We start from the raw sequence: 25,670 nt of genomic DNA, 5'->3' as shown, positions 1-25,670 counted from the left end.
TGATCTATGCCGATTGATTCTGTTCAGCAACTGCTTCACCTTCGCACCCGAAAGAACAAGCAAATTATGGCCAGTGTTGATCGGCTTTGGGCTCTTGGACGTTCTGCTCAACATTCTGATGACATCCTGCAAGGATTACATCCATGGGGTTCGAATACCCAACTCTTTTTTCACAATGGCATACCTAAATTTTTAGTTACGCTTGCCATCATATTCAGTGTTTTTTCGCTCTTTCCTATTTTTGACACATTAAAATGGATGGCATATAGCGCATCGGCGATACTTATCCTGATTGCATATATAATTTATGAACCGAATAAACCTATTCATGAAGTGATTTCATTTCTTGAAGAGCGAATGATTGGTTTTAAATTCGGTATAGAAGCTTATTCAACGCCATCACACCTTGGAACAAATAGACATAACACCTTGATCATAAGTCAGCTAAGGCAAAAATTTCCTTTGTTTAACCAAGGTAACCATGCCAATGATATTTTAAAGTTTGCCTCCACCACGTGGAAAAACGCGCAAAATCAAGATTTTCCTGTTATGCTTTTTCATTACCGATTTATTGATGAAATCAATCTGCCTGAACAAAACAAAACACCACAAAAATTAAAAAAAATTGAACGTCATCGTTGGGGCGTATTTGTATTTGATATATCACCACTAGGATTAGCGACAACCAGTAGAAAGAAAAGGTTCACAGCACCATATACAGAGCACTGGGAGAGCAGCGATTTAGAGCTACGTAAAAAAGTTCAGATTTACGGTACAGACCGCTTACAACTCGCAAAGATCATGACACCATCAACCACACTCAAACTAATTGAATTTTATCGACTTCACCAGGGCGACTTAATTTTCCACCCTCATGACCAAATCATGTGCTATTTGGGAGAGCGCGATTTATTTGAAGTCACGCACAAGCTTGAAATCAAAGACATTAAAAATATATCCGCTTTGCGCGGTTACTTAAGAACATTAACCATGCCAAATTATCAACAACTCAAACAGAGCATGCTAAACTTAGTTGCATAATAACGATCATATTAGGTAATGCGTGTGGGCTTATTCATTTTTCTTTCCATCTTTGTTTTGATTATTGTTTGGGGAATATGGGTTCGAAATAATATCGTTCGATATTTGAATGCTTCTCAGCGTGCTTGGTCAGATGTCGCAAATTTTGAACGTCAGAAAATTAAAACATTAGAGCATCTTGAGCAAAATTTATCTCAATACACTGAGTTTGAAAAATCAACATTAGAAAATATCACAGCCTTACGCCAACAAATCCTAAATCTCAATACACAATCAACTGATGTAGCTCAGCTTCAGCATATTGAAGCGCTAAGTCAGTCGTTAATGAAAAGTTTAAATGTGGTTGTTGAGAATTATCCAGATCTCAAAGCTGATCAGCTTTACAACCAAATGATGTATGACATTCAAGAGCAAAATGAAAATGTTAGTGCTGCAATTTCAATATTCAATCGAAATGTCGAAGAGTTTAATAACTTGATTCAAGTTTTTCCGAATAACTTAATCAACAGTATCAGCCTCGCAAAGAAACCTATTCGCCCATTTACCGATCATCAAGCGCAACAAAATTTTGATTATCGCCCTAATTTCAAATAAGGATTCCACCTTAAAAAGTGGCAATATCTTAGAGAATCACGTTGTTTATCCATTACGATTTATTCATATTAGGATACGCTAAAAACTGTATAGCTGGGCGAAAAATAAACAGATACCTTCATTGTTTAGCAAGATCATGAATCTCTTGTAATTTTTCATAAACAAAAATCCAAGTCGTTAAGAATAATGTAATTTTTCTAGCATAAACTGCGCGAATCTAGGAAAATAGAGCGCTTTATCGCTATCAATCAGCGAACTGTTTTTTCGCCTCGATTTGGACAATTTATGAAGTTTGAAAAATTAGGTCAGTCTGGTCGTGCTCGACGCGGACGCTTAACCTTGGAACACGGTGTCGTTGAAACACCGATGTTTATGCCTGTCGGAACTTACGGTACCGTCAAAGGCATGCTCCCACGTGATATTGAAGAAATTAAATCACAGGTCATTTTAGGGAATACCTTTCATTTATATCTACGCCCTGGTCTAGATGTCATTCGTGAGCACGGTGGTCTACATGGTTTTATGAAATGGAATAAACCAATTTTGACCGACTCTGGTGGCTTCCAAGTATTTAGCTTAGGCGCAATGCGTAGTATCAAAGAAGACGGCGTAACATTCCGCTCTCCAATTGATGGCTCTAAAGTCTTCCTTTCTCCTGAAATTTCGATGGATATTCAACATACATTGAATTCAGATATCGTGATGATTTTTGATGAATGTACACCCTATCCAGCGACTCACGAAGAAGCTCAGAAATCGCTACAACTTTCATTGCGTTGGGCAAAGCGTTGTAAGACTCAACATCATGATGTGTTAAAAAACCGCAATGCTCTGTTTGGTATTATTCAAGGCGGCATGTATGAAGACCTCCGCCAAGAATCACTAAATGGATTAAAAGAAATCGGTTTTGATGGTTATGCGATTGGCGGTCTTTCTGTAGGCGAGCCAAAAGAAGAGATGATCAAAGTCCTTGATTATCTTCCAGAGCAAATGCCTGCGGATAAACCACGTTATTTAATGGGTGTTGGCAAACCAGAAGACATCGTTGAAGCTGTTCGTCGTGGTGTAGACATGTTTGACTGTGTAATGCCAACTCGTAACGCACGTAATGGACATTATTTTTTTACGGACGGTTTAGTGCGTATACGAAATGCGAAATACCGCCATGATCAAAGCCCACTTGATCCGCATTGCGATTGTTACACCTGTACCAACTTTACCCGTTCGTATCTATACCATTTAGAAAAATGTGGTGAGATGCTTGCATCAATGCTTGGCACAATTCATAACCTTCGTTATTACTTGCGTTTAGCAGAAATGATGCGTGATGCATTAGATAACGGAACATTTGATGATTTTGTTCACGATTTTTATGCACGCCGTGGGCTTGAAGTACCCCCTTGTCCGCAAGATTAATACATCAGTATTTGCGCTGAGCAAAAAGACAATGTAAATTGCTGAACAAGCCGATTTTTTATCATCTTTTTTGATATTTTTAGTTTAGGAAAATGAAATGAGCCTTTTTATTTCGACTGCACACGCAGCTGGTGAAGCTGCACAACAACCAAGCTTAGTTGCTAACTTATTGATGATTGCAGTATTCATTGCAATTTTCTACTTCTTAATTTGGCGTCCTCAAGCAAAACGTGCGAAAGAACATCGCACTTTGGTTGAGAGCTTAGGCGTTGGCAGCGAAATCGTTTTTGCAGGCGGTTTAATGGGCCGTATTACTAAACTCGAAGGTGATTTCGCTGTGGTTGAATTAAACCGTGGCAACGAAGTTAAAATTCAGCGTGCAAGTGTGATTTCAGTATTACCTGAAGGCACTCTAAATAACCTTTAATTATAAAATAGTCGTGCAGCTGCACGACTTTTTTCATTTTAAGAAGAAAGCGAATGCGTTACCCAGCATGGAAATATTTACTCATTCTAGTTGTACTAGTCGTGAGTACATTATATGCCCTGCCAAGTTTGTATCCTGATGAACCAGCTGTCCAAATTTCTGGTGCAAAAGCTGGTTCTGTCATTGATGACACAGTGATTCAAAAAGCAGAGCAACTATTAAAAAGCAACAATATCCAGTCCCACAATAACAGCTTTACTCAAAATGCTGCCCTTCTACGTTTAGACAGTTCTGAAGCCCAATTAAAAGCAAAAGATATCCTACGTGAAGGTCTGGGTGAAAACTATGTTGTTGCATTAAACCTCGCACCAACAACACCTGAATGGTTACAGAAAATCGGTGCACGACCAATGAAACTTGGTCTTGATTTGCGCGGTGGTGTCCACTTCCTCCTTGAGGTGGATATGGACAAAGCTATTGCGCAGCGTATGGAAACTTCGGCTGCTGATTTGCGACGCGAATTCCGTGAGAACAAGATCAAATTCAATAGTCTTTCATTGAATAACAATGCGATCACTGTTCAATTTGCTAACAATGAAGATCGTGCAGCAGCGATGGATCAACTTCGTCGTAACGGCAATAAATATACTCAACAAGCACTTGCAACTGAAAATGGTGCCAGTCTTCGTTTAACCTATACAGACACCACGAAGCAAGAAATTCAGTCATATGCGTTAGATCAAAACTTAACAACACTTCGCAATCGTATTAATGAACTTGGTGTTGCAGAAGCATTGGTTCAAACCCAAGGTAGCAACCGTATTGTGGTTGAATTACCAGGTGTCCAAGACACCGCTGAAGCAAAACGTATCTTAGGTCGTACAGCAAACTTAGAATTCCGTTTGGTATCTGATCTAAATGATCAATATATTGATCCTTATTCAGGGAAATATAATGGTCAACCCTTACCTCCAGGGACAGAAGTATTCGCCTATGAGTCTTTAGACAGTGGTCGTGAACTTTTACTTAACCGTAATCGTATTCTGACGGGTGAGCGTGTACAAAATGCTTCTTCAGGCTTTGGACAAGATAGTGGTACAGCAGAAGTTAACATTACCCTTGATAATGCAGGTGGTAAGTTAATGTCAGATGCGACTCGTAGCGCTGTTGGTAAGCGTATGGCGGTACTGTTCATTGAGAATAAACAACGTATCAGTTACGTTGAAGATCCTGAAACAGGTGCACAAACTGAAGTACGCACACCATATACTGAATCTGTCGTCATTAATGCAGCAAATATTCAAGCAGTACTGGGTTCACAGTTCCGTATTACTGGTTTAGATTCACCTCAAGAAGCAGCTGAGCTAGCTTTAATGCTTCGTGCAGGTGCGCTCGCTGCGCCAATGTACTTTGTTGAAGAGCGTGTTATCGGTCCAAGCTTAGGTCAAGAAAACATCGATAAGGGTGTACTATCCACTCAAATTGGATTTATCCTAGTCGCAATTTGGATGGTGGTATTCTTCCGCTTATTCGGTGTCATTGCGAACTTCGCTCTAGTATTCAACTTAGCCATGATCTTGACGGTTATGTCTTGGATCGGTGCTTCATTAACGCTGCCAGGTATTGCAGGTATCGTTATTACCATCGGTATGGCGGTGGATGCAAACGTTCTAATTTGCGAGCGAATACGCGAGGAAATCAAATGGGGAGCATCGCCTAAACAGGCGATTGTTGCAGGTTATGATCGAGCTTATAACACCATCTTTGACTCGAACTTAACCACATTCCTTGTTGCATTTATCCTCTTTGCCATTGGTACTGGTCCGATCAAAGGATTTGCCGTGACACTCATGATTGGTATTGTTTGCTCGATGTTTACTGCGATTACAGTAACCCGTGCAATTGTACAGATCATTTACGGTAAAAAACGTAACTTGAAAAAGTTGAGCATTTAGGAGATCTATCATGACTGAAAATACTCAACTCGAATCAAAACAATACGGCCGTCCAGACAACGAACGCGTAATTCCTTTCATGAAGATTGCAAAGCCAGCAGCTTGGCTTTCAATCATCCTGACTATTGCAAGTATCTTCTTTATCGCGACTAAAGGTCTGAATTTAGGATTAGACTTTACTGGCGGTGTTGCAGCTGAATTGAATTATGCCAATCCTGTAAAACCCTCTGAAGTGACGCAAGCATTAAGTGATGCGGGTTTTAATGATGCTGTTGTTCAAACCTTAGGTTCTGAACGAGATTTAATGGTTCGTATGCCCGTACAAGAAGATATTGAAGCGGAAGATCTAACCAAAGCAATTACCACCGCAGTTCAATTAGACAATAATACCGTGACTGTACCTAAGGTAGATGTTGTTGGTGGTCAAGTCGGAAACGAACTTTACATTAAATCAGCAGGTGCTGTGGCTTTGGCTCTGATTATCATGCTGATTTATGTGACGATTCGCTTCGAATTCAAGTTGGCAATGGGTGCAGTTCTATCGCTATTTCACGATATTATCGTGACTCTTGGTATTTTTGCATTGATGCAGTGGCCATTTGACCTAACCGTTCTAGCTGCTCTTCTAGCGATTATTGGTTTCTCATTAAACGATAATATTGTTGTCTCGGATCGTATTCGTGAGAACTTCCGTAAAATTCGTGGGGCAGAACCTCTTGAGATCATCAATATTGCATTGACTGAAACCTTACGTCGTACCATCCACACTTCGATGACGCTATTGCTTGTGGTCGTTGCTATGATGATCATGGGCGGCGATGGTTTGAAATGGTTCTCGATTGCAATGTTTGTCGGTGTTTTTGTCGGAACATATTCTTCGATTTATATCGGTACTGCATTTGCATTGTGGCGTGGTCTGAACCGCCAAGACTTTATTGTTCAAGTAAAACCTGAATTTGAAGAGGAAGAAGAAATTCCTCAATAAACATTCAATACAAAAAGCCCATCAAATGATGGGCTTTTTTAATGTTGAGTGATTTGAATTTGAGGAATTGCAAAACCACGGCAAGAGTATTCACTTCGCCATGCGACTGTCAGCATACAATCCATGATTTCAAAATTCTGATAAGCAAATACCCCTAAGACTGGATGCTCACAAACCCCACCCATGTGTGTGGTATGGGCATTGGTATTCAACTCATTTAAGCTCATGCGGATTCCCATCCCATGTGCCTTCAAAATTGCTTCCTTAATGGTCCAGACCTTAAACCAATAGCGAGAATCAAACTCCAATTCTGCCCATATCGCATATTCCAGTGGATGAAATGCATGTTTGGCTAAGGCTTCGAATCGAATTGATCGATTCAGCTCCTCAATATCCACACCCAAATCTCGAATATGATGTGATGTAACTAAAGCATAATAATTTTGACTATGACTATGGTTAAACTCAAAGTTTGAGATTTTTTTCAAAAAAGGTTTTCCATCTTTCGTTTGGTCAATATCCTCATTTTTTATTGTTTTATTTAATTTACTTCCTAGTAAGCAGTTACGATATTGGTGAATCATGTTTTTTCTAAGACTGATTTCTTCAGTACGTGTTAGATTTTCAGGAACTTGAAAAAAAGAAGAAATTTTAGAAATATCAATTTGAATATGACGGGTCATAATAACGTTCTCAGTGATTCCATTTATCTTAATTTATTCGCATGATAAAAAAAGCCCAAACTTCACATTTGGGCTTTCTGGACTAAATTTACAATTGATTAACCGCGTTTGAACTTCTTCTCGGCTTTCTTAAACTTCTGTACATAACGACGTTTACGTGCCGCAGTACGCTCGTCAATTTGAGATTTACGACCTTCAAATGGGTTTTCTGAAGTTTTAAATTCAATTTTTACAGGTGTACCCTCTAGTTTATACACTTTACGGAACACGTTTTCTAAGTAACGACGATAGTCAGCTGGGGTTTTGTCAACTTTATTACCGTGAATCACAATCGTAGGCGGGTTTTGACCGCCAATATGCGCATAACGCATTTTAATTGCACGACCTTGAACTTTAGGTGGATGATGCGCATCTGTTGCATCTTTTAAGATCTCAGTGATTTTCGCTGGAGATACTTTCAAACGTGATGATTCATATGCACGATGGATTGAAGGATAAAGCTCACCCACACCTGTACCATGCAAAGCAGAAATTAAATGGATTTTCGCCCATGGAATAAAGTCAAAACGACGCTCGACATCCAACTTACATTGTTTGCGATCATATTCTGACATATTGTCCCATTTATTGATCGCAATCACCATCGCACGACCAGCTTCAATCGCATATCCAATCAAATGCAAGTCTTGCTCAACAATACCTTCACGCGCATCAACAACAACAACAACAACGTTGGCATCTTTCATTGCTTGTAAAGTCTTTACGATTGAGAATTTCTCAATCATTTCATCCACTTTGCCTTTACGACGAACACCAGCAGTGTCAATGAGCGTATATTTTCGACCATCACGCTCAAATGGGATGTAAATTGAGTCACGTGTAGTACCAGGCTGGTCAAAAGCAACGACACGTTCTTCACCTAACAGGCGATTAACTAATGTTGACTTACCTACGTTCGGACGACCGATAATCGCTAGACGGAGCCCAGTATCTTCATCACGCTGTTCACTTAGGTCATCTTCTGGTACATCTTCAAGTACTTCTTCGAGCATTTGTTGAACACCACGCCCATGGCTTGCAGCCACTTGCATCGGTTCACCCATACCCAACTTAAAGAACTCAACCAATGCTGCCTCTGCATGAACACCATCAACTTTGTTGGCAACTAAAAATACTTTTTTACCGAGTGTACGTAACTCACGCGCAATCTGTTCATCAGAAGCTAGAAGACCTGCACGCGCATCGACAACAAAGATAATCATATCTGCTTCATGAATCGCAGTTTTAGACTGCTCTGCCATGTAAGAGTCGATCCCACCTTCGTTTTCACCGATACCGCCAGTATCTACAACGATAAATGATTTATTTTGGTAAACTGCATCACCATATTTACGGTCACGAGTAAGACCGGCAAAGTCTGCAACAAGCGCGTCACGACTTTTGGTAATCTGGTTAAACAGCGTTGATTTTCCGACGTTCGGACGACCAATGAGCGCAATAACGGGTTTCATAGATTAACCTTTAACAAGATCAGCCAACTCAATTGGCCTGAACATCAGAAACTGTGGAAGAAGTTAGACGAATCATCTACTTAAAAATAAAAATGTCGGGGTCTGAAAATTCAACACCCCGAACTTAAAATATGTATTCAGCGACTAGTTTACCATAAGCAGAGAAAAAATTAACGATTCTGCCAAATTGTAAGTGCGCCTGTACGTGTCACTGAGTAAAGCTGATTGTTCACTACACGCAACGAACGTACTTCACCACGCGTTTTTTCGCGACCAACAAGTTGACCATTTTTAGGATCTACAAGGTGGAGTACCCCCTCATAATCACCTACCACTAAATACTGACCCAACATTACGGGGTTGCTTAATTGACGGTTAAGCAATTGATCATTAGTCCATAATGGCTGACCCGTCACCAGATCAAACGATGTAATTTTACCATCTGTTTGCGTGACGAATATTTGGCGACCTGCAACTTCAGCACGGTTAATACTGCTTGCATCTTCACTCCAAATCACACGTTGTGAAACTAGATCTAGTACAGTGACTTGACCTTGATAGCTGGTGGTTACAACCAATTGTCCTGCAACAATTGGATCTGCATCCACATCAACTAAACGCTGTATATCAGAACGACCATCGCTGACTGCCACACGTCTTTGCATACGCAAAGTTCCAGTGAGACTATCAATTGCGTATACGTATGCATTTGACGAGGCCACTAATACTGTTCGTGGGTCTAAGCGCACAGGTGAAGCTTGACCGCGTAAGCTCAATTGTTCGTTTGGCATACGATAGGTCCACACTTGTTGACCTGTTTTCTCATCCAGGCCAAACACCGTACCGTCATTTGCAACAACGATCACTCGACCAGTCTGAATAAGCGCCGCACTCAAAATTGCACCACTTAATTGCGCAGTCCAACGGAGATCACCCGTTTTTTGATCGAGAGCAAACAGTTGACCTTTCTTGTTACCGACGATCACTAACCCATTGGCCGCTTCAACACCTGAACTTAAACCAAGCTTGGTAACTTGTTTTTCCCAGACACGCTGCTTACCTTGATATGCAGAAACCTGTCCCTTAGGATCTAAAAAGTATAAAACACCTTGATCATTCGCCATTCTCAAACGCAATGGATCAGCAGCATCCGTCGCTGAAACATTATGTGAAAAAATAGGTGCTAAGCTCACCGATTGCTGAATTTTAGGCAACGGATTAGGTTTCACCTTTTCTTCTTTCACCGTATTGCTTGTACACGCCATTAGTGCACACGACAATGTCGCTAGAACAAAAGAAATTTTATACTTTCTATCCATTAAGACTCATCCGTTTGTATATCTAAAATTGGGCGCTCAATTTCAGGATCATCTACTAATATGCCAACACTTTCGAGTTTAATTTGTAAGATTTGGCGTTCTTGTTTAGTTGCAATTAAGTTATCCCACGCGCTCTGATAAGCTTTTTTCGCATTTTCAATATCATTCTTAGCAATATAAATATCGCCACGTGCTTCATCTACAGTTGTTTTGAAAGCGGGCAAAGTCAAACCAGACAATGTTTTTAAAGCTTCATCATATTTTTTTTGTGCCAGTTGAGCATCTGCTAAACGAAGCTTAATGATGTGTTGTAAACCTTCATCTTTGATTTGAGCATTTTCAATTTTTTTCAATTCACGTTCAGCTTTGGCATAATTCTCTTGGTCATAAGCCAATTTTGCCATTACAAATTGCGTTTGAACCGCATGAATCGAATCAGGATTTTCTTTTACAATTTTTTCAGCAGTTCCATCCAAAGCAGTCGCTACTTTAGGATCAGTTGTTGCAGCTTTCGCTTCATCAACCAAGAGCTGTACTTTAGCAGTCTGTATTTGATCTTCTGCTGCGTTTTTCTTTTTCCAATATTCCCATCCGAAAAAGGCGATCAGGGCAAGAAGAATCAGCGTAATCAACGCCGATCCATATTTCTTAAAAAACGACTTCGCTGTATGCAGTTGTTCTTCGTCAGTCATTGCGCTCATATGATCGCCCTTTCCTTATGTTCTTAAATTTATTTTGAAGATAGTTTATCAATGATGAACGGCACAATGTCATTGACCGCTACTTGTGTCTGCTCTGCTGTAGCTAACTCTTTGACTGAAAGTTGTTGCGCCTCAGCTTCACGCTCACCAAAGATTAAGGCATAAATTGCACCAGACTGATCCGCTTTTTTCATTTGACTTTTCATCGAGCCTTGAGAGCCGACTTTCAGACGCACTGAACTGCTTGCAGCTTCAAATTGATCTCGGATTTGTTCAGCTAGAACTAAAGCTTTGCCTTGCGTCGCAGGATCTGCAAGTAAAAATACTTCACAATCACGTACTGGTGTATTGTCTTCTACTTGTTCTAAAAGAAGCAATAAACGCTCAATACCCATTGCAAAACCAACCGCAGGAACCGATTGATCTGGTTTACCTTTTAACTGACCCACTAAACCATCATAACGACCACCAGCACAAACCGTACCCTGTGAACCGAGATGTGTCGTCGTCCATTCAAATACAGTTTTATTATAGTAATCCAAGCCACGAACCAACTTTTGGTTAATGACAAATGAAATACCTGCATCAGTTAGATATTGCTGTAATTGTTGGAAATGTGCCAGCGTCTCCTCACCCATAAAGTCATGAAGTTTAGGCGCATTTTCTAAAATGCTTTGAGTTTTTGCATCTTTAGAGTCCAAAATACGCAGTGGATTCGTCGTTAAACGACGCTGCGAATCTTCATCTAAATCTGACTTATGTGATTCTAAAAACTCAACCAAGGCTGCACGATAAGCTGCACGCTCATCTGACTCACCTAAAGTATTAAGCTCTAATTGAACTTTGTCCGCAACACCCATCCGTTTCCACAGACGCGCAGTCATCAAAATCAGTTCAGCATCTTGATCAGGAGTTGCAACACCAAACGTTTCCACACCAAATTGATGGAATTGACGGTAACGACCTTTTTGCGGTTTTTCATAACGGAACATCGGTCCAATATACCAAACACGCGGTGTCGCACCACGAAGCAAATTGTGTTCGAGCATAGCACGTACACAACCCGCAGTACCTTCAGGACGTAAGGTCAAAGACTCAGGAGGATTACCTTTATCTAAGAACGTATACATCTCTTTTTCAACGATATCCGTTGCATCACCAATAGAACGCTTGAACAAGTTTGTCTGTTCAACCATCGGCAAACGAATTTGTTGATAGCCATAGGCATCCATCAAACCAGACAGATGCTGTTCAAGACGTCTCCAAGCTGGGGTTTGCGTTGGGAGAATGTCATTAAAACCTTTGATTGCGACGATTGAACTCATGATCTACTCAGAAAAACCTGTGCGAATAATCTCTTTTGATTTAGCTTTTTCAAGCTCGTTAACACGTTGACGAACCATATTTTCGATTTCATCAACCAATTGATTTGTGTCAATTAAATGACTCTTTTCACCATTACGATACACCAGTGAACGTGGACTTGCACCCACTACACCAATATCAGCTTCTTTAGCTTCACCAGGACCGTTGACTTTACACCCGATGACAGAAACATCCATTGGAGTACGTACATCTTCCAAACGCTCTTCAAGCATTTGCATCACTTTGATGACATTAAATTCTTGACGTGAACAACTTGGGCAAGCAATAAAGTTAATACCATTTGAACGTAAGCCCAAAGATTTAAGAATATCAAAACCAATTTTGATTTCTTCCTCAGGTTCCGCTGCTAATGAAATTCGCATGGTGTCGCCAATGCCTTCCATTAACAATCCGCCCAGTGCAATTGCCGACTTCACCGAACCAGTACGGTAAATTCCAGCTTCAGTCACCCCTAAATGTAAAGGATTGTCAATTTGTTGTGACAACAAACGATAAGCATCCATCGTCAAAAAGACATTCGATGCTTTCACTGACACTTTAAACTCTTGGAAATCCAAACGATCTAAAATATCAATATGACGCATTGCTGACTCAAGCAAAGCTTGACCTGTTGGCTCACCATATTTCTTTTGAATATCTTTTTCGAGAGAGCCTGCATTGACTCCAATTCGCATTGAAATATCGTTGTGACGAGCCGCAGCAACCACTTCACGAATCTTTGCTTCTGAACCGATATTCCCTGGGTTAATACGCAGACAATCTGCACCCAAATCTGCAACAGCCAAAGCAATTTTATAGTCAAAATGGATATCGGCAACGAGTGGAACTTGCACTTGTTTACGGATTTCTCCAAAAGCAGTAGCGGCTTCCATACTCGGTACAGACACACGCATAATATCCGCACCAGCATCCACACAACGTTGAATTTGTGCAACTGTTGCAGCTACATCACACGTTTCAGTATTGGTCATGCTTTGAATACTGATTGGCGCATCGCCACCCACATACACAGAACCTACGCGAATTTTACGCGTTGGTTTGCGTCGAATCGGATTCTCGATCATCGTTTTACCTTTAACCCATTAACGTGATAAACGGAATTCAGCTTTTCCGTTTACGGTATATGGTGACAATGAAATATTTTCATTATTTAAACTCAATGAAACGGCTTGAGCATCATCTAATCGAATTTGGAATGGAGACTGTCCATTCAAACTAATCGCAGTTGATTGGCGTCCAGTTGCTAAAACTTTACCCGTACTGTCCACAATGTGTACTGATGTAGGGCGGCTAAAACTGAGATTCATCGTATCGCCTGATACTGCTTCAGTCGTGCCTGTACCATTGTTTAAGGTCAGAATTTGGACATTGTTGGATTGATTCGTATCAGAGTTTGACGAATCGCCTTTAGCCGCCCATTTTTGGATTGCGGAGATTAATAGCCAAGCCACGCCCAAAATAATTAACGCAATCACGATGCGTTTAATCCACTTGCGATTACGTACGCTTTTCGAGCCAGGAAGTTTCCCCATAATTTTAATTGGAGAATTGTTCAAAGCATGATTTGGCAGTAAACCTGTATCATTTTGATAGATTTCATCAAAACGTTGAATCAAAGCAGAGGCATCAACTTTGAGATACTTCGCATACGAACGATAATATCCCTTAATGAAAGTCGCTTCTGGCAACGATTTGTATTCGTCTTGCTCTAACGCTTCAAGCGTTTTTACTGGCATTTTCAAATCACCAGCAACTTTGACCAGATCACGTTGTTGAGAAATACGGATTTGACGCAAATACTCGCCAGGGCGTTGAATATTTCCTAAAGCATTAGGTGCTACGTTTGAACCAGTAGGTTGCTGTGAATTAGGATTTACTTCCATACGGCCTCAGTATTGAACTGTAATTGCAAATAACGTTGAAATTCTTGACTATTTGGAAATAAAGTACGCAACTGATTCACCAGCACATACATTCCCGTTCTATCACCATTGGCACGTGCGATACGTAAACCAATCCAGAGTGCTCGCGCACCTTGATTTTGCTGGCCAACTTTGAGTACAAATTGCTCATATAGCTGACGCGCGGCAATATTATTCTTTTGCAGATAAAATATCTCTGCTAACTCTATCATTGAAACAGTCGAGTCACGATTGACTTGCAGTGCTTGTTTGAACGTTTTTTCAGCATTCGGTATATCCCCTAGAATGAGATAAATCCGCCCAAGGTTTTCTAATGCACGATGACGTTGGTCATATCCAAGCGTTGCGCCTGCAATTGAAAGCTGTTTAACAGCATCATTATATCGCTTCACTTGATACAAATACGTACCATAGTTGTTACGTGCTTGCGCATTTTTAGGATCAATTGAAATAGCACGAGAAAAATAATGATCTGCACGTTGCATGTTGATGTCACTTCCTTCTTGCTGAAGCAACACCCCCATCATCATATTTGCAGTTGAATCGCGCGAATTAACCTCTAATGCCTGATCAAGCACACGTTTGGCAGCATCTAAATTCCCATTCCGAATATATTCAGCCGCCATTTGGGTACGAACTTTCACTGATTTCTCAGGATCCTTTTTGCTCGTATCGCCACTGGTAGTTTGGCATCCAAAGAAAAGCAATCCAGATAAAGCGACTGTCATCGTCATGACTATTTTTTTATACATCGGCTTGCTCAAATGATGCCTCCCTCTTTTTAATCATTCACATCTAAATGATACAACTAGCCTTGTGAACGCATAATTTCATTACGTTCTAGCACTTTTTTCTTCCATTGTTCTGCACGACGAGTACGGTCAGCCACTTGACCTACCAATTGACCACAAGCTGCGTCAATATCATCCCCACGTGTCTGACGAATCGTACACACAAAACCAGCATCAGACAAAGTTTTTTGGAAAGAAATGATGCGATTTCGGCTCGAACGCCCGTATGGTGCATGTGGGAATGGATTAAATGGAATCAAGTTAATTTTACTTGGTAAATTTTTCAACAACTTAATCATCTGCTGTGCATGTTCAGGATGATCGTTGACTCCGTCTAACATGACATACTCAATTGTGACATGCTTACGTGCACTTTCATTACCATCTTTAGTGATGTAACGCTGACACGCTGCAATGAGTTGGTCTAACGGATATTTTTTATTAATTGGTACTAATTCGTTACGTAACTCATCATTGGTTGCATGCAATGAAATTGCAAGCGCAACATCAATATCTTGAGCCAATTGATCTATCTTCGGCACAACCCCTGAAGTTGACAGTGTGACACGGCGTTTAGACATTCCATAGGCGAAATCATCAAGCATGATACGCATTGAGTTAAGCACAGCATCATAGTTCAGTAATGGCTCGCCCATACCCATCATTACCACGTTGGTCACAGAACGCTCACGCTCAGCAACAGGCACATCTTCCATATAGGAATAGTTCGCCATCCACAACTGACCAATGATTTCAGGCTGTGTTAAATCGCGTTGGAAACCTTGTTTTCCTGTTGAACAGAACGAACAGTCCAAAGCACAACCGACTTGTGATGAAATACATAAGGTTTTACGCGAACCCGTTTTATCCTCAGCAGGAATCAGTACTGTTTCAACCAAAGAACCCGCACCATCACCTACACGGAATACCCACTTACGTGTTCCATCTTTAGAATAGTTTTTATGCACGACTTCTGGTGCTTTAATTTCACAAATCTTTTCAAGTTTTTCACGTAATTTCCCTGAAATATTGGTCATTTCAGCAAAATCAGTAACGAAGAACTGATGAATCCATTTCATCACCTGACCCGCACGGAACTTTTTCTCCCCCATATCCTCAAAGAATTTTTCCATTTGCGGACGTGACAGGCCAAGTAAATTCACTTTCTGTACAGTATCAGCCTGCTGTACTTGAACAGTAGTGGGCTGTTGTTCATCTAAATTGACGGATGAAGCGACAACTTCAGAATTCATGAGTATTACCTAAACCATAATGTGGGATAAAAGAACATGCTCAATTTTCAAGCAATAAAATCTTTCAGAAATAAAAAAACCAGATAAGCAGTATAGCACTTATCTGGTTTGAATACTGCGAATTAACGAGTACGTGGAGCGATCTCAGTTTGAGCGAAGAAGTAGTTAACTTCACGATCAGCAGATGCTACAGAGTCAGAACCGTGAGCAGCATTTTCGTCGATGCTTACAGCGAAGTCAGCGCGGATTGTACCTGGAGCAGCTTCTTTAGGGTTAGTAGCGCCAAGGATGTCACGGTGAGCAAGAACTGCGTTTTCACCTTCAAGAACTGATACAACAACTGGACCAGAAGTCATGAACGCAACGAGGTCAGCAAAGAAACCACGTTCTTTGTGCTCAGCATAGAAGCCTTCAGCTTCAGCTTGAGTTAAATGTTTCATTTTAGTCGCAACGATTTTAAGACCAGCTTTTTCGAAACGAGCAAAAATGTCACCGATGTGGTTTTTAGCAACTGCATCTGGTTTAACGATAGATAAAGTACGTTCAATAGCCATGATTGGCTCCTTTAGTCAAATTGACATGAAAATTTTGGCGCATTATACCGAATAATGCGCGATTATCTGCTTTTCGCGTGTAAAAAAATGGTTTTTTTCGATCGATGAATTATCGAGCTTCGTCAATCCAAGCCATTTGAATTGCTTCTAACAATCCTTCTGTTGATTTGTTTGGATCATCTTCAAACTCTGGAAGCGCACAAACCCATGCATGAAGATCAGTAAAACGGATCCATTGTGGATCTACATCTGGATGGGCTTCATACAGTTCAATTGCGATATCAAGGGTGTCTGTCCAACGTAAACCCATACTTATTCCTAAATCATCTTTGGTGAATTCATGGCTTAATTTTAGCAAAAAGCAAATCAAGACGTACAATTATATTGCTTTTGTACGCCTTATCATGCAATCAACATACCCTCACAATATGATATTCAATGCTGGAGCAGCCAAGATAATACCACTAGCAACCGTCGCCCCAATTAAGGCACCAACTAAAACATCAGTTGGGTAATGCAATCCCAATACCATGCGCGACAACGCAACCAAAATGGTAAATGGCATCATCATCACCAGCAAGACAGGCTCTACATAACCCAATACGATTGTTGCCATTACTGCATGCAATGTATGACCAGAAGGAAAGCTAAAATGATCTAGTGGTCTTTCGCCAATATGAATAACTTGGTGAACTTGGTATGGTCGTGGACGTACTGTTTTTGTTTTTAAAATTTTATAAATCAGCGTACCTAACGAAGCAGCAACAACAATATATAAAATTTGAATAGTGTATTGCGGTCCTTGCAGTAGCCACACCAACGCCACCATCATGTACCAAAAAACGCCATCTCCGAGCCGACTAATAATTTTAAATATGAGCGCAATACTTTGTGTATGCGATAGATTATTGAAATAGAGACATCCTCTTAGATCAAGATCGAGTATTTTTATTTTGGTATTTTTAAAATTCATTTCACTCTACTCCTATCGTTCAGGCCGTGAGCGTTTTCTGCTGCACGACACGATAAAATGCATGTTCGAGTTGTTGAGCTGGATGTTGCCATCCGACTTGTTGTACTTTTTTCATTGCTTGCATCCCCATTGCATGCAAGCGTTTGTTCTGGGGCAGATTAACAATATATTGAACCAAAGTTGCAGGCTCACCCAAAGGTGCTAACCATGCTGTTTCCGCATCTAAATACTGCTTAGCACAAGCATAATCATAAGCAACGACAGGCAATGCACTCGCCATCGCTTCAAGCACGACATTGCCAAATGTCTCTACTTGACTGGCAAAAACAAATACATCTGCGCTTGCAAATGATTCAGCAAGATTTGTACCACTTAAGCTTCCAGTAAAGATGATATCGGTATGTTTGCTCTGACGAACCAAACGCGAATAATCGGGCCCATCCCCCACGATGACCAACTTAAATCTGCGCGTTGTTTGTGTTTTAAGTTTTAAATAGGCATCAATTAACACCTGAATTTCTTTTTCAGGTGAAACACGACCAACATAAAGTAGCACAGTTGTATTTTCACAAGCATCCCATTGTCGTCTGAGTTGCACACTTCGAAAAGTAGGTGAAAACTTTTCAACATCCACCCCAGTTTTAATCACTTCAACTTGACATGTAACACCAAAGCTACGTATCGCATCAGCCGAGTCCTGACTTGGCACACAGGTCAATTGCGTATTGTTATGAAACCATTTGAGATAGTGCTGAATCGGCTTGACCATAAAAGCAAGATCATAAAACCGACTAAAGTCATGAAAAGCAGAATGAAAACCGCTACTCACAGGAATCTTTTTGTTTTTTGAGAGCTGAAGTACCGCTAAACCTAATGGTCCTTCCGTCACGATATGCACCAAATCTGGTTGAAATTCATCAAATGCTTTAGCCACTTTGCCATACTGTGGCCAGCCAAATTGCATATGGGCATATTTCGGAATGGTTTGACCATTCACCAAACACTCACGGTTCGGAGAAAATTCCGAACATATTTGTTTTTGTGAAGGTCGTACCAATAGAATTTTGTGACCAAGCTTCTGTAGACCTTTGCAAATCTGTAGTAAAGACAATGAAACACCATTCAGCTCTGGTGGCCATGTCTCCGTAACGACAGCTATTTTTAATCTAGATCGCCCCAATTGCTCAAGCACCGATACATCCCGATCGGAGTTTTGATTTTTAAATTTTAGCCTCTGGTGATCATATTGCGTTGTCGATCTAGGCAATACAGTGTCCATGATTCCCATCATCACACCTCTTTTGTATTTTTTTCATACTTTTACTTTAGAGATGGATCATTTCATTATGATGATGATTTCATTAAATACTTGTCATAATTAGAATAGATGACTGATTCACCGACCACCCTCAAACACGCGACAAGAAACTACGAATTCAAAATAATTTAGTGAAATAAAGTACGATGCACAGCAAAAAATAACGCTTGCTCAAAATCAATAACAGGTTTCAACCATCCTGTTGCAGCAACTGCAAGATGCGCTTTCTCACCCATTATTTTTAAATCGGGTTGATTCAATGTTGCTGTCATTGCTCGTTCGAACATATCTAGATCACCGAGAGGGATCAGCCATCCCGTTTCATTGTGCACAACATGCAGTTTGGCACATGCATAATCATAAGCCACCACAGGCAAGCCACTTGCCAATGCTTCAAGCGCGACATTTCCAAAGGTTTCAACTTTACTTGGAAAGATAAACACATCTGCACTGGCATATGCACAAGCCAAGTCTTCGCCAGTCAAACTTCCCATAAAAATAATATCAGGGTGATGATTCGCAAGGGCTTCAAGCCTTACTCGATCTGGTCCATCTCCGACAATGACCAATTTAGTATAATGTTCAACCTCACCTTCCATTTTCAAAAAAGTCCGAATAATCAGGTCTACTTCCTTTTCAGGTGACAACCGACCAACGGAAATCAGCACTCGTGTATGCTCATTTGCAGTCCATTGCTCTCTCGATAACTTCGATCTTTTATTCGGATTAAATAATTGGGTATCAACACCTCTCCCCACCACCCTTAACTCACCGCTTACTCCCATTTGTTTTAAAGCATGCTGTGTATCTAAACTTGGCACACAAGTCACGTCTGTCTTATTGTGAAACCATGTTAAATATTTTGAGATAGGTTTAACGAGAAAAGGAAAATCAAAGTATCGACTAAACTCTTGAAAGGCAGAGTGAAAACCACTTGAAACAGGAATATTCTGAGACTTAGCTACCATTAGACTCGCAAATCCCAATGGTCCCTCTGTCACAATATGCACAATATCTGGCTGAAATACCTCAACCGCTTTTGAGATTTTAGAAAACTGTGGCCAACCGAACTGTAAGGTGGGATATTTCGGAATCGCCTGAGCATGCACCCAACACTCTGCATCAGGTTTAAACCGTTTACATTTCACTTTGGGTTGGGGACGAATCAACAAAATTTGATGACCTCGCTTCTGCAAACCCAGACATAAATTCATCAGTGAGTTTGCAACACCATTAATCTCTGGTGACCATGTCTCAGTCACAATGGCAATTTTTAATTGAGGATGTCGTTTAGGCTGATCAGCATCAGGAAGATGAATAAAATCCTCAAATGACGTATTTTTTTTAATGTCCAATAATTCAAATAATTTTTTTTGTTGTGTTACTTGTAAATTTAGGAGTGCCATCATCACACCTTTTATTCATGCTATGCCTAAAATTTATAAGAACATAATGTCAATATGATGATGGTTTCATGACAGCCTTGTCATAAGGCTCATTCAGATTTTCACATTTTTAAGGCTCTTGCTCTTGAACACGATCTACATCGCTGCCTAGCTCATTCGCTTGCTCTTGACCAGAGTTAACTGGTGGTTCTTCAATCCGTTTTTCCAAGTTTTCTCCTTGAAGAGCCACAGAGGATTCTGATGATGTCCGATCTGCTAATTGTTTAGTTTCTTAATCAGCATTAACTGCAACTGGTTTCAAAATGCCTTCAACAATTGTATAAACCTGTCCATTAGAAAAATCAATGTGCTGTTTACCACCATGTAACAGTGGGAATCCAACGATTTGCTCGTACTGCTCTGCACGTTTAAATTTTTGTTGAACAGAATCATAAATCCAGTAAATAAAACGACGATCTTGAAGCGTTTTATTCGATGCCTTATTTTAGTAGATGGAAAATAATGTCTGATTTAAAATTGATATTAAGCGATCATTTTCCTTATCTCTCTAAAGTTGGCACAACGTACTCAAAAATATTTTCTTTTAGGATTCTTACTTTTCCTGAACTGTCTTTTTCCAAGGAAATACCGATCCCTTTTGGGTACGATTCAGAGAATAGATAAATTTTCTCTGAATCTATTTTAATTTTTTCAACCCTTTGATTAAATAAATTTAAATGTGTGAAGCATTTTTTTTGAGTTGACCATACACAAGCTATATTTGGACAATCATCTCCATCACGAACATAAAATAAATTATGATTCTCTCCTTCTATGAGGCGTTCACGCTTAACTTCAATAGAATTATTAGCAATATTTCGTAAAACTTCTACAAGATTATTATTTTTTTTAATTTCGTCAAAAATCCAATTCTTACTAAAATTAATAAAAGCTCTATTTTGACCATAAGCTTTAATTTCATAATGAGTAGCCACACTCAGCAATAGGGATGTTTTCATTAAACATGTGTCATCATATAAAGACATATGCTCAAAAAATTGAAATTTCTCAACCAGCTTCTTATATTCCTTGAAATTATGTTCTTCAGTATTTAGGAAACAATTTATTAGCAATAATTGTAAAATTTCATCAGGTATAAGACTCCTAACGATATTTGAATACTTTTTCTTTGTTAAATAATCATCAAGCCCATTATCAATATTTTTTAATATTTGATATAAAAAAATAAAGAGTGTTGTAACCTCTCCATCTTCGATAATTTTTTCACGTTTTACTCTATTTGATTCATAATTAATGATTAACTTTGAAAATAGAGCTTCTACTTTTACTGGGTAGAGTAATCCAATTTTTCGAGATAACTCTGAAAGCAATGTACTAAATAAGCTATCAAATTGTTGCAATGATTGTGTTTTCAATTGTTCATTCATTATAACTTTGGAATCTTCATGAGCCTGAGCTGACCTTTCCAAGGTTTTCCTAGTTTCAGCCAATTCCTCACGATTTAGTTCTAACTGCTCTTCTGTCTTATTTAATTGTTTGCGTTGTAAATCAAGCGTAATTAAAAGAGCCATAAAACTAAAAAATCCAAGTATTGGATTGATGGTTCCACCAACATAGTCACCAAATGCTCCCCAATTCCCAACTTCAGATGAAATCGGATTATTTTTAAAATTGAGCCAATATGTAATTAGAACGGCTACAACTAATAAGCAAGCAATCCCAAACACCATATCCAAAGGATCTATTTTTTTCTTTTGTTTATTATCATTCATAAAAAAACCCCGCTTTCGCAGGGTTTTTTATAGCATAAAAATCAGCTAGATAAGAAAATTAGTTTTTCTCTTTATCAACGATTTTGTTTGCTTGAATCCAAGGCATCATCGCACGCAATTTAGCACCAGTTACTTCGATACCGTGAGCAGCGTTTTGACGACGACGAGCAGTCATAGATGGGTAGTTTAATGCACCTTCTTGGATGAACATCTTCGCATATTCACCAGATTGAATACGCTTAAGCGCATTACGCATCGCTTCACGAGACTGTTCGTTGATTACTTCAACGCCAGTTACATATTCACCGTACTCAGCATTGTTAGATACAGAGTAGTTCATGTCCGCAATACCGCCTTCGAACATTAAGTCAACGATCAATTTAAGTTCGTGTAGACATTCGAAGTAAGCCATTTCTGGTGCATATCCAGCTTCAACAAGAGTTTCGAAGCCCATTTTAACCAATTCAACAGCACCACCACAAAGAACTGCTTGCTCACCGAAAAGGTCAGTTTCAGTTTCTTCACGGAAAGAAGTTTCGATAATACCTGTACGACCGCCACCAACACCTGAAGCGTAAGAAAGCGCAAGGTTACGTGCATTACCAGAAGCATCTTGGTGAATCGCGATAAGATCAGGAACACCTGAACCACGTTGGTATTCAGAACGTACAGTGTGACCAGGTGCTTTTGGAGCAACCATGATTACGTCTAAGTCAGCACGTGGAACAACTTGGTTATAAAGAACAGAGAAACCATGAGCAAATGCAAGAGTAGCACCTTGCTTGATGTTTGGCTCAATTACATCACGGTAAAGTTGAGCTTGGAATTCATCTGGAGTCAAGATCATTACTACGTCAGCTTGAGCTACAGCAGCAGGAACTTCAGCAACTTTAAGACCAGAATTTTCAGCTTTTTTCCAAGAAGCAGAACCAGCACGTAAACCAACAGTTACGTCAACGCCAGAATCTTTAAGGTTAAGCGCGTGAGCATGACCTTGTGAACCGTAACCAATGATTGCTACTTTCTTAGATTGAATGATAGATAAGTCGCAGTCTTTATCATAAAAAATTTGCATTGCTGTCTCCGCTAAAATGCTTTGGCTTCCGTTTGATTAGCGAATGTTAATGTGGTTCGCCAACCCCCTCCTCTCGGAGGAGGGAAGAATTTGTTAATAAAAAATTAGATTGTTAAAACTTTTTCGCCACGTGCGATACCAGATACACCTGAACGTACAACTTCAAGAATGGTATTCTCTGCCAAAGCATCAATAAAACCATCAATTTTCTCAGTTGTACCCGCGATTTGAATCGTGTAAGTCGTTGGTGTTACATCCACGATTTGTCCGCGGAAGATATCTGCTGTGCGTTTAATTTCAGCACGCGCAGAACCCAAAGCTTTTACTTTGATTAACATCAATTCACGTTCAATGTGTGAACCTTCAGAAAGGTCAACCACTTTAACCACTTCAACAAGTTTGTTGAGTTGTTTTGTGATTTGCTCAATCTTGTGATCATCACCATAAGTCGTCAATGTCAAACGAGACATTGTTGGGTCTTCTGTCGGCGCAACGTTCAAAGTTTCAATGTTATAGCCACGTTGTGAGAACAAACCCACTAAACGTGAAAGCGCGCCAGATTCGTTCTCAATGAGAACAGAGATGATATGTCTCATGCTGTGCGCTCCCCTTTAGATAACCACATATCTGTCATAGATTGACCCGCGATTAACATCGGATAAACATGCTCAGTACGGTCAACCATCACGTTGATGAATACACATTTATCATTAATCGCCATTGCTTCTGCAAGCTTCGATTCAAGCTCATCGGCATGATCAATTTGAATACCTACATGTCCGTAAGCTTCCATCAACTTCGCAAAGTCAGGCAATGACTCAACATATGAACTTGAGTGACGACCTTCATAATTCATATCTTGCCATTGTTTCACCATACCTAAAGCACGGTTGTTTAAGCACAAGATTTTAACATTTAGGCCATATTGCTTACATGTTGAAAGCTCTTGGATACACATCTGAATGGATGCTTCACCTGTAATACAAACAACTTGTTGGTCAGGGAATGCAAGCTTAGCCGCCATCGCATATGGAAGACCAACACCCATCGTGCCTAAGCCACCTGAGTTAATCCATTGACGTGGACGTGTGTATTTGTAATACAACGCACCAAACATCTGATGTTGACCAACGTCAGAAGTGATGATTGCTTGGCTGTTCGTTACTTTATCTAAAGCTTGAACAACTTGTTGAGGTTTCATCGTACCGTCAGTTGGTTTTTCATATTTCAAACCATGAACCTGACGCCACTCATTGATTTGTTTCCACCAATCCGCAATAGCTTCAGGGTTCGGCTTAGAAATATTCAGCTGTTTTAATTGCGCTAACATTTCTTGAAGAACTGGCTCTACCGCACCCACGATTGGGATATGCGCCATGATTGTTTTTGAAATCGTCGCAGGATCGATATCAATGTGAATCACTTTCGCATTTGGACAGAATTTTGCAGGATTATTGGTTACACGGTCATCGAAACGCGCACCAACACATAGAATCACATCAGCGTGACCCATGGTCATGTTCGCTTCATATGTCCCATGCATACCCAACATACCAATAAATTGAGGATCATTACCAGGGAATGCACCTAGCCCCATCAATGTATTGGTTACTGGATAACCCAATAGATGTGCTAATTCAGTCAATAAATGTGATGCATTGCCTTGAACAACACCACCACCCGTATAAATAATAGGACGTTTAGCATTGATCAATTCATCAATAGCTTTGCGGATCTGACCAGTATGACCACGGTGTGGCGGCTGGTAAGAGCGCATTTTTACTTTTTCAGGATATTCGTATGCAAATTTTTCAGCAGGGTTTGTTGCATCTTTTGGAATATCAACAACCACAGGACCTGGACGACCTGATGACGCGATATAGAAAGCTTTTTTAATAACCGCTGGAATTTCACTCGCATGACGCACTTGGAAACTGTGTTTCACGATTGGACGAGAAATACCCACCATATCCGTTTCTTGGAATGCATCTTCACCAATCAAATGGCTTGCAACCTGACCAGACAAAATCACCATTGGGATTGAGTCCATGTAAGCTGTCGCGATTGGTGTCACAGTGTTAGTCGCACCTGGACCCGAAGTCACCAGTACAACACCTGTCTTACCTGTTACGCGCGAGTATGCATCTGCCATATGACCAGCAGCTTGCTCATGACGCACGAGGTAATGATTAATTTTGTCTTGTTTGAATAGCGCGTCGTAAATGTGTAAAACTGCGCCGCCTGGATATCCAAAAACATGTTCAACGCCTTCGTCCGCCAATGCGCGAACAAGCATTTCACCACCAGATAAAAGTTCCAACGTATTCACCCTAATCTTATTTCCACGACGTTTATGGGAGACATAAGTCGTGTTTCATTCATTCGTTTGTATGCACTGTTATAGCACACATATTTCATCGTTTTTGCTGCAATAATAAAATTTTTCGATCACAACCGTTTGAGTTGCGACTGCATATTCAACATGTTGGGATAAACATATTTCTGCTATTTCATTGTCTCGGCTTAGAGACAACGTTATTGCAAGCTATGATATTTATTCGAAGGGTGATCGAACAAAACATATAAAA

Annotated in this window: 24 protein-coding genes; 6 read left to right on the top strand and 18 right to left on the bottom strand. The window is 40.1% G+C overall.

Annotation, left to right across the window (positions count from 1 at the left end; genetic code table 11):
- Positions 1-6 precede the first annotated feature (6 nt).
- The 6 genes from AC1M87_RS09155 to secF all read left to right on the top strand — a co-directional run bounded on the left by AC1M87_RS09155 (position 7) and on the right by secF (position 6,418).
- A complete protein-coding gene (locus AC1M87_RS09155; protein ID WP_481593524.1) occupies positions 7-1,041 on the top strand; it encodes a hypothetical protein in 1,035 nt (344 codons plus the stop codon).
- A gap of 24 nt (positions 1,042-1,065) precedes the next feature.
- Positions 1,066-1,635, top strand: coding sequence for a LemA family protein (locus AC1M87_RS09150; protein WP_481593523.1), 570 nt, complete (start codon positions 1,066-1,068; stop codon positions 1,633-1,635).
- 285 nt (positions 1,636-1,920) lie between these two features.
- The gene (tgt, locus tag AC1M87_RS09145; protein WP_481593522.1) at positions 1,921-3,051 is read left to right on the top strand and encodes a tRNA guanosine(34) transglycosylase Tgt; all 1,131 of its coding nucleotides are present in this window, start codon (positions 1,921-1,923) and stop codon (positions 3,049-3,051) included.
- Between the two features lie 97 nt (positions 3,052-3,148).
- Positions 3,149-3,478 (top strand): preprotein translocase subunit YajC, encoded by a 330-nt coding sequence (yajC, locus tag AC1M87_RS09140; protein ID WP_035265599.1) that lies wholly within the window; start codon positions 3,149-3,151, stop codon positions 3,476-3,478.
- Positions 3,479-3,531: 53 nt separating this feature from the next.
- Positions 3,532-5,433, top strand: a complete 1,902-nt coding sequence (gene secD / locus AC1M87_RS09135; protein ID WP_035265600.1) for a protein translocase subunit SecD — start codon at positions 3,532-3,534, stop codon at positions 5,431-5,433.
- A 7-nt stretch (positions 5,434-5,440) separates the two neighbouring features.
- Entirely contained in the window at positions 5,441-6,418 is a 978-nt protein-coding gene (gene secF, locus AC1M87_RS09130; protein ID WP_179999020.1) for a protein translocase subunit SecF, read from the top strand.
- A gap of 38 nt (positions 6,419-6,456) precedes the next feature.
- Here secF and AC1M87_RS09125 read toward each other — a convergent pair whose 3' ends face one another.
- The 18 genes from AC1M87_RS09125 to AC1M87_RS09040 form a co-directional block, all read right to left on the bottom strand.
- The gene (locus AC1M87_RS09125) at positions 6,457-7,101 is read right to left on the bottom strand and encodes a 4'-phosphopantetheinyl transferase family protein (protein WP_481593521.1); all 645 of its coding nucleotides are present in this window, start codon (positions 7,099-7,101) and stop codon (positions 6,457-6,459) included.
- Between the two features lie 98 nt (positions 7,102-7,199).
- Positions 7,200-8,612: a ribosome biogenesis GTPase Der gene (gene der, locus AC1M87_RS09120; protein ID WP_035265604.1), complete on the bottom strand. Its 1,413-nt coding sequence runs from the start codon at positions 8,610-8,612 to the stop codon at positions 7,200-7,202.
- Between the two features lie 170 nt (positions 8,613-8,782).
- The gene (bamB, locus tag AC1M87_RS09115; protein ID WP_481593520.1) at positions 8,783-9,931 is read right to left on the bottom strand and encodes an outer membrane protein assembly factor BamB; all 1,149 of its coding nucleotides are present in this window, start codon (positions 9,929-9,931) and stop codon (positions 8,783-8,785) included.
- On the bottom strand, positions 9,931-10,632 hold the full coding sequence (locus AC1M87_RS09110; protein ID WP_481593519.1) for a YfgM family protein: 702 nt from the start codon (positions 10,630-10,632) through the stop codon (positions 9,931-9,933). Before AC1M87_RS09110 ends, bamB begins: the two co-directional genes overlap by 1 nt.
- Before the next feature lie 29 nt (positions 10,633-10,661).
- On the bottom strand, positions 10,662-11,957 hold the full coding sequence (gene hisS, locus AC1M87_RS09105) for a histidine--tRNA ligase (protein WP_481593518.1): 1,296 nt from the start codon (positions 11,955-11,957) through the stop codon (positions 10,662-10,664).
- 3 nt (positions 11,958-11,960) lie between these two features.
- Positions 11,961-13,082: a flavodoxin-dependent (E)-4-hydroxy-3-methylbut-2-enyl-diphosphate synthase gene (ispG, locus tag AC1M87_RS09100; protein WP_481591683.1), complete on the bottom strand. Its 1,122-nt coding sequence runs from the start codon at positions 13,080-13,082 to the stop codon at positions 11,961-11,963.
- Between the two features lie 18 nt (positions 13,083-13,100).
- Positions 13,101-13,901, bottom strand: coding sequence for a RodZ domain-containing protein (locus tag AC1M87_RS09095; protein WP_481591682.1), 801 nt, complete (start codon positions 13,899-13,901; stop codon positions 13,101-13,103).
- On the bottom strand, positions 13,892-14,692 hold the full coding sequence (pilW, locus tag AC1M87_RS09090) for a type IV pilus biogenesis/stability protein PilW (RefSeq protein ID WP_179998933.1): 801 nt from the start codon (positions 14,690-14,692) through the stop codon (positions 13,892-13,894). Before pilW ends, AC1M87_RS09095 begins: the two co-directional genes overlap by 10 nt.
- A 56-nt stretch (positions 14,693-14,748) precedes the next feature.
- Complete coding sequence (rlmN, locus tag AC1M87_RS09085; RefSeq protein WP_481593517.1) at positions 14,749-15,984, bottom strand: dual-specificity RNA methyltransferase RlmN; 1,236 nt, start codon at positions 15,982-15,984, stop codon at positions 14,749-14,751.
- A 122-nt stretch (positions 15,985-16,106) separates the two neighbouring features.
- The gene (gene ndk / locus AC1M87_RS09080) at positions 16,107-16,538 is read right to left on the bottom strand and encodes a nucleoside-diphosphate kinase (RefSeq protein WP_035265623.1); all 432 of its coding nucleotides are present in this window, start codon (positions 16,536-16,538) and stop codon (positions 16,107-16,109) included.
- Between the two features lie 109 nt (positions 16,539-16,647).
- Positions 16,648-16,848: a Fe-S cluster assembly protein IscX gene (gene iscX / locus AC1M87_RS09075; protein WP_035265625.1), complete on the bottom strand. Its 201-nt coding sequence runs from the start codon at positions 16,846-16,848 to the stop codon at positions 16,648-16,650.
- Positions 16,849-16,959: 111 nt separating this feature from the next.
- On the bottom strand, positions 16,960-17,511 hold the full coding sequence (locus tag AC1M87_RS09070; RefSeq protein ID WP_035265627.1) for a phosphatase PAP2 family protein: 552 nt from the start codon (positions 17,509-17,511) through the stop codon (positions 16,960-16,962).
- A gap of 19 nt (positions 17,512-17,530) precedes the next feature.
- Positions 17,531-18,802: a glycosyltransferase family 4 protein gene (locus tag AC1M87_RS09065; protein WP_481593516.1), complete on the bottom strand. Its 1,272-nt coding sequence runs from the start codon at positions 18,800-18,802 to the stop codon at positions 17,531-17,533.
- Between the two features lie 155 nt (positions 18,803-18,957).
- The gene (locus AC1M87_RS09060) at positions 18,958-20,235 is read right to left on the bottom strand and encodes a glycosyltransferase family 4 protein (RefSeq protein ID WP_481593515.1); all 1,278 of its coding nucleotides are present in this window, start codon (positions 20,233-20,235) and stop codon (positions 18,958-18,960) included.
- Positions 20,236-20,774: 539 nt separating this feature from the next.
- Positions 20,775-22,007 (bottom strand): putative phage abortive infection protein, encoded by a 1,233-nt coding sequence (locus AC1M87_RS09055; protein WP_481593514.1) that lies wholly within the window; start codon positions 22,005-22,007, stop codon positions 20,775-20,777.
- Between the two features lie 58 nt (positions 22,008-22,065).
- Entirely contained in the window at positions 22,066-23,082 is a 1,017-nt protein-coding gene (ilvC, locus tag AC1M87_RS09050) for a ketol-acid reductoisomerase (RefSeq protein ID WP_035265630.1), read from the bottom strand.
- 104 nt (positions 23,083-23,186) lie between these two features.
- The gene (ilvN, locus tag AC1M87_RS09045) at positions 23,187-23,678 is read right to left on the bottom strand and encodes an acetolactate synthase small subunit (protein WP_035265631.1); all 492 of its coding nucleotides are present in this window, start codon (positions 23,676-23,678) and stop codon (positions 23,187-23,189) included.
- A complete protein-coding gene (locus tag AC1M87_RS09040) occupies positions 23,675-25,402 on the bottom strand; it encodes an acetolactate synthase 3 large subunit (protein WP_035265632.1) in 1,728 nt (575 codons plus the stop codon). The genes ilvN and AC1M87_RS09040 overlap by 4 nt, the downstream gene beginning before the upstream one ends.
- Positions 25,403-25,670 lie beyond the last annotated feature (268 nt).

Source organism: Acinetobacter sp. 24-47-62, assembly GCF_056779765.1.
This window is presented reverse-complemented; position numbering and strand designations above follow the sequence as displayed.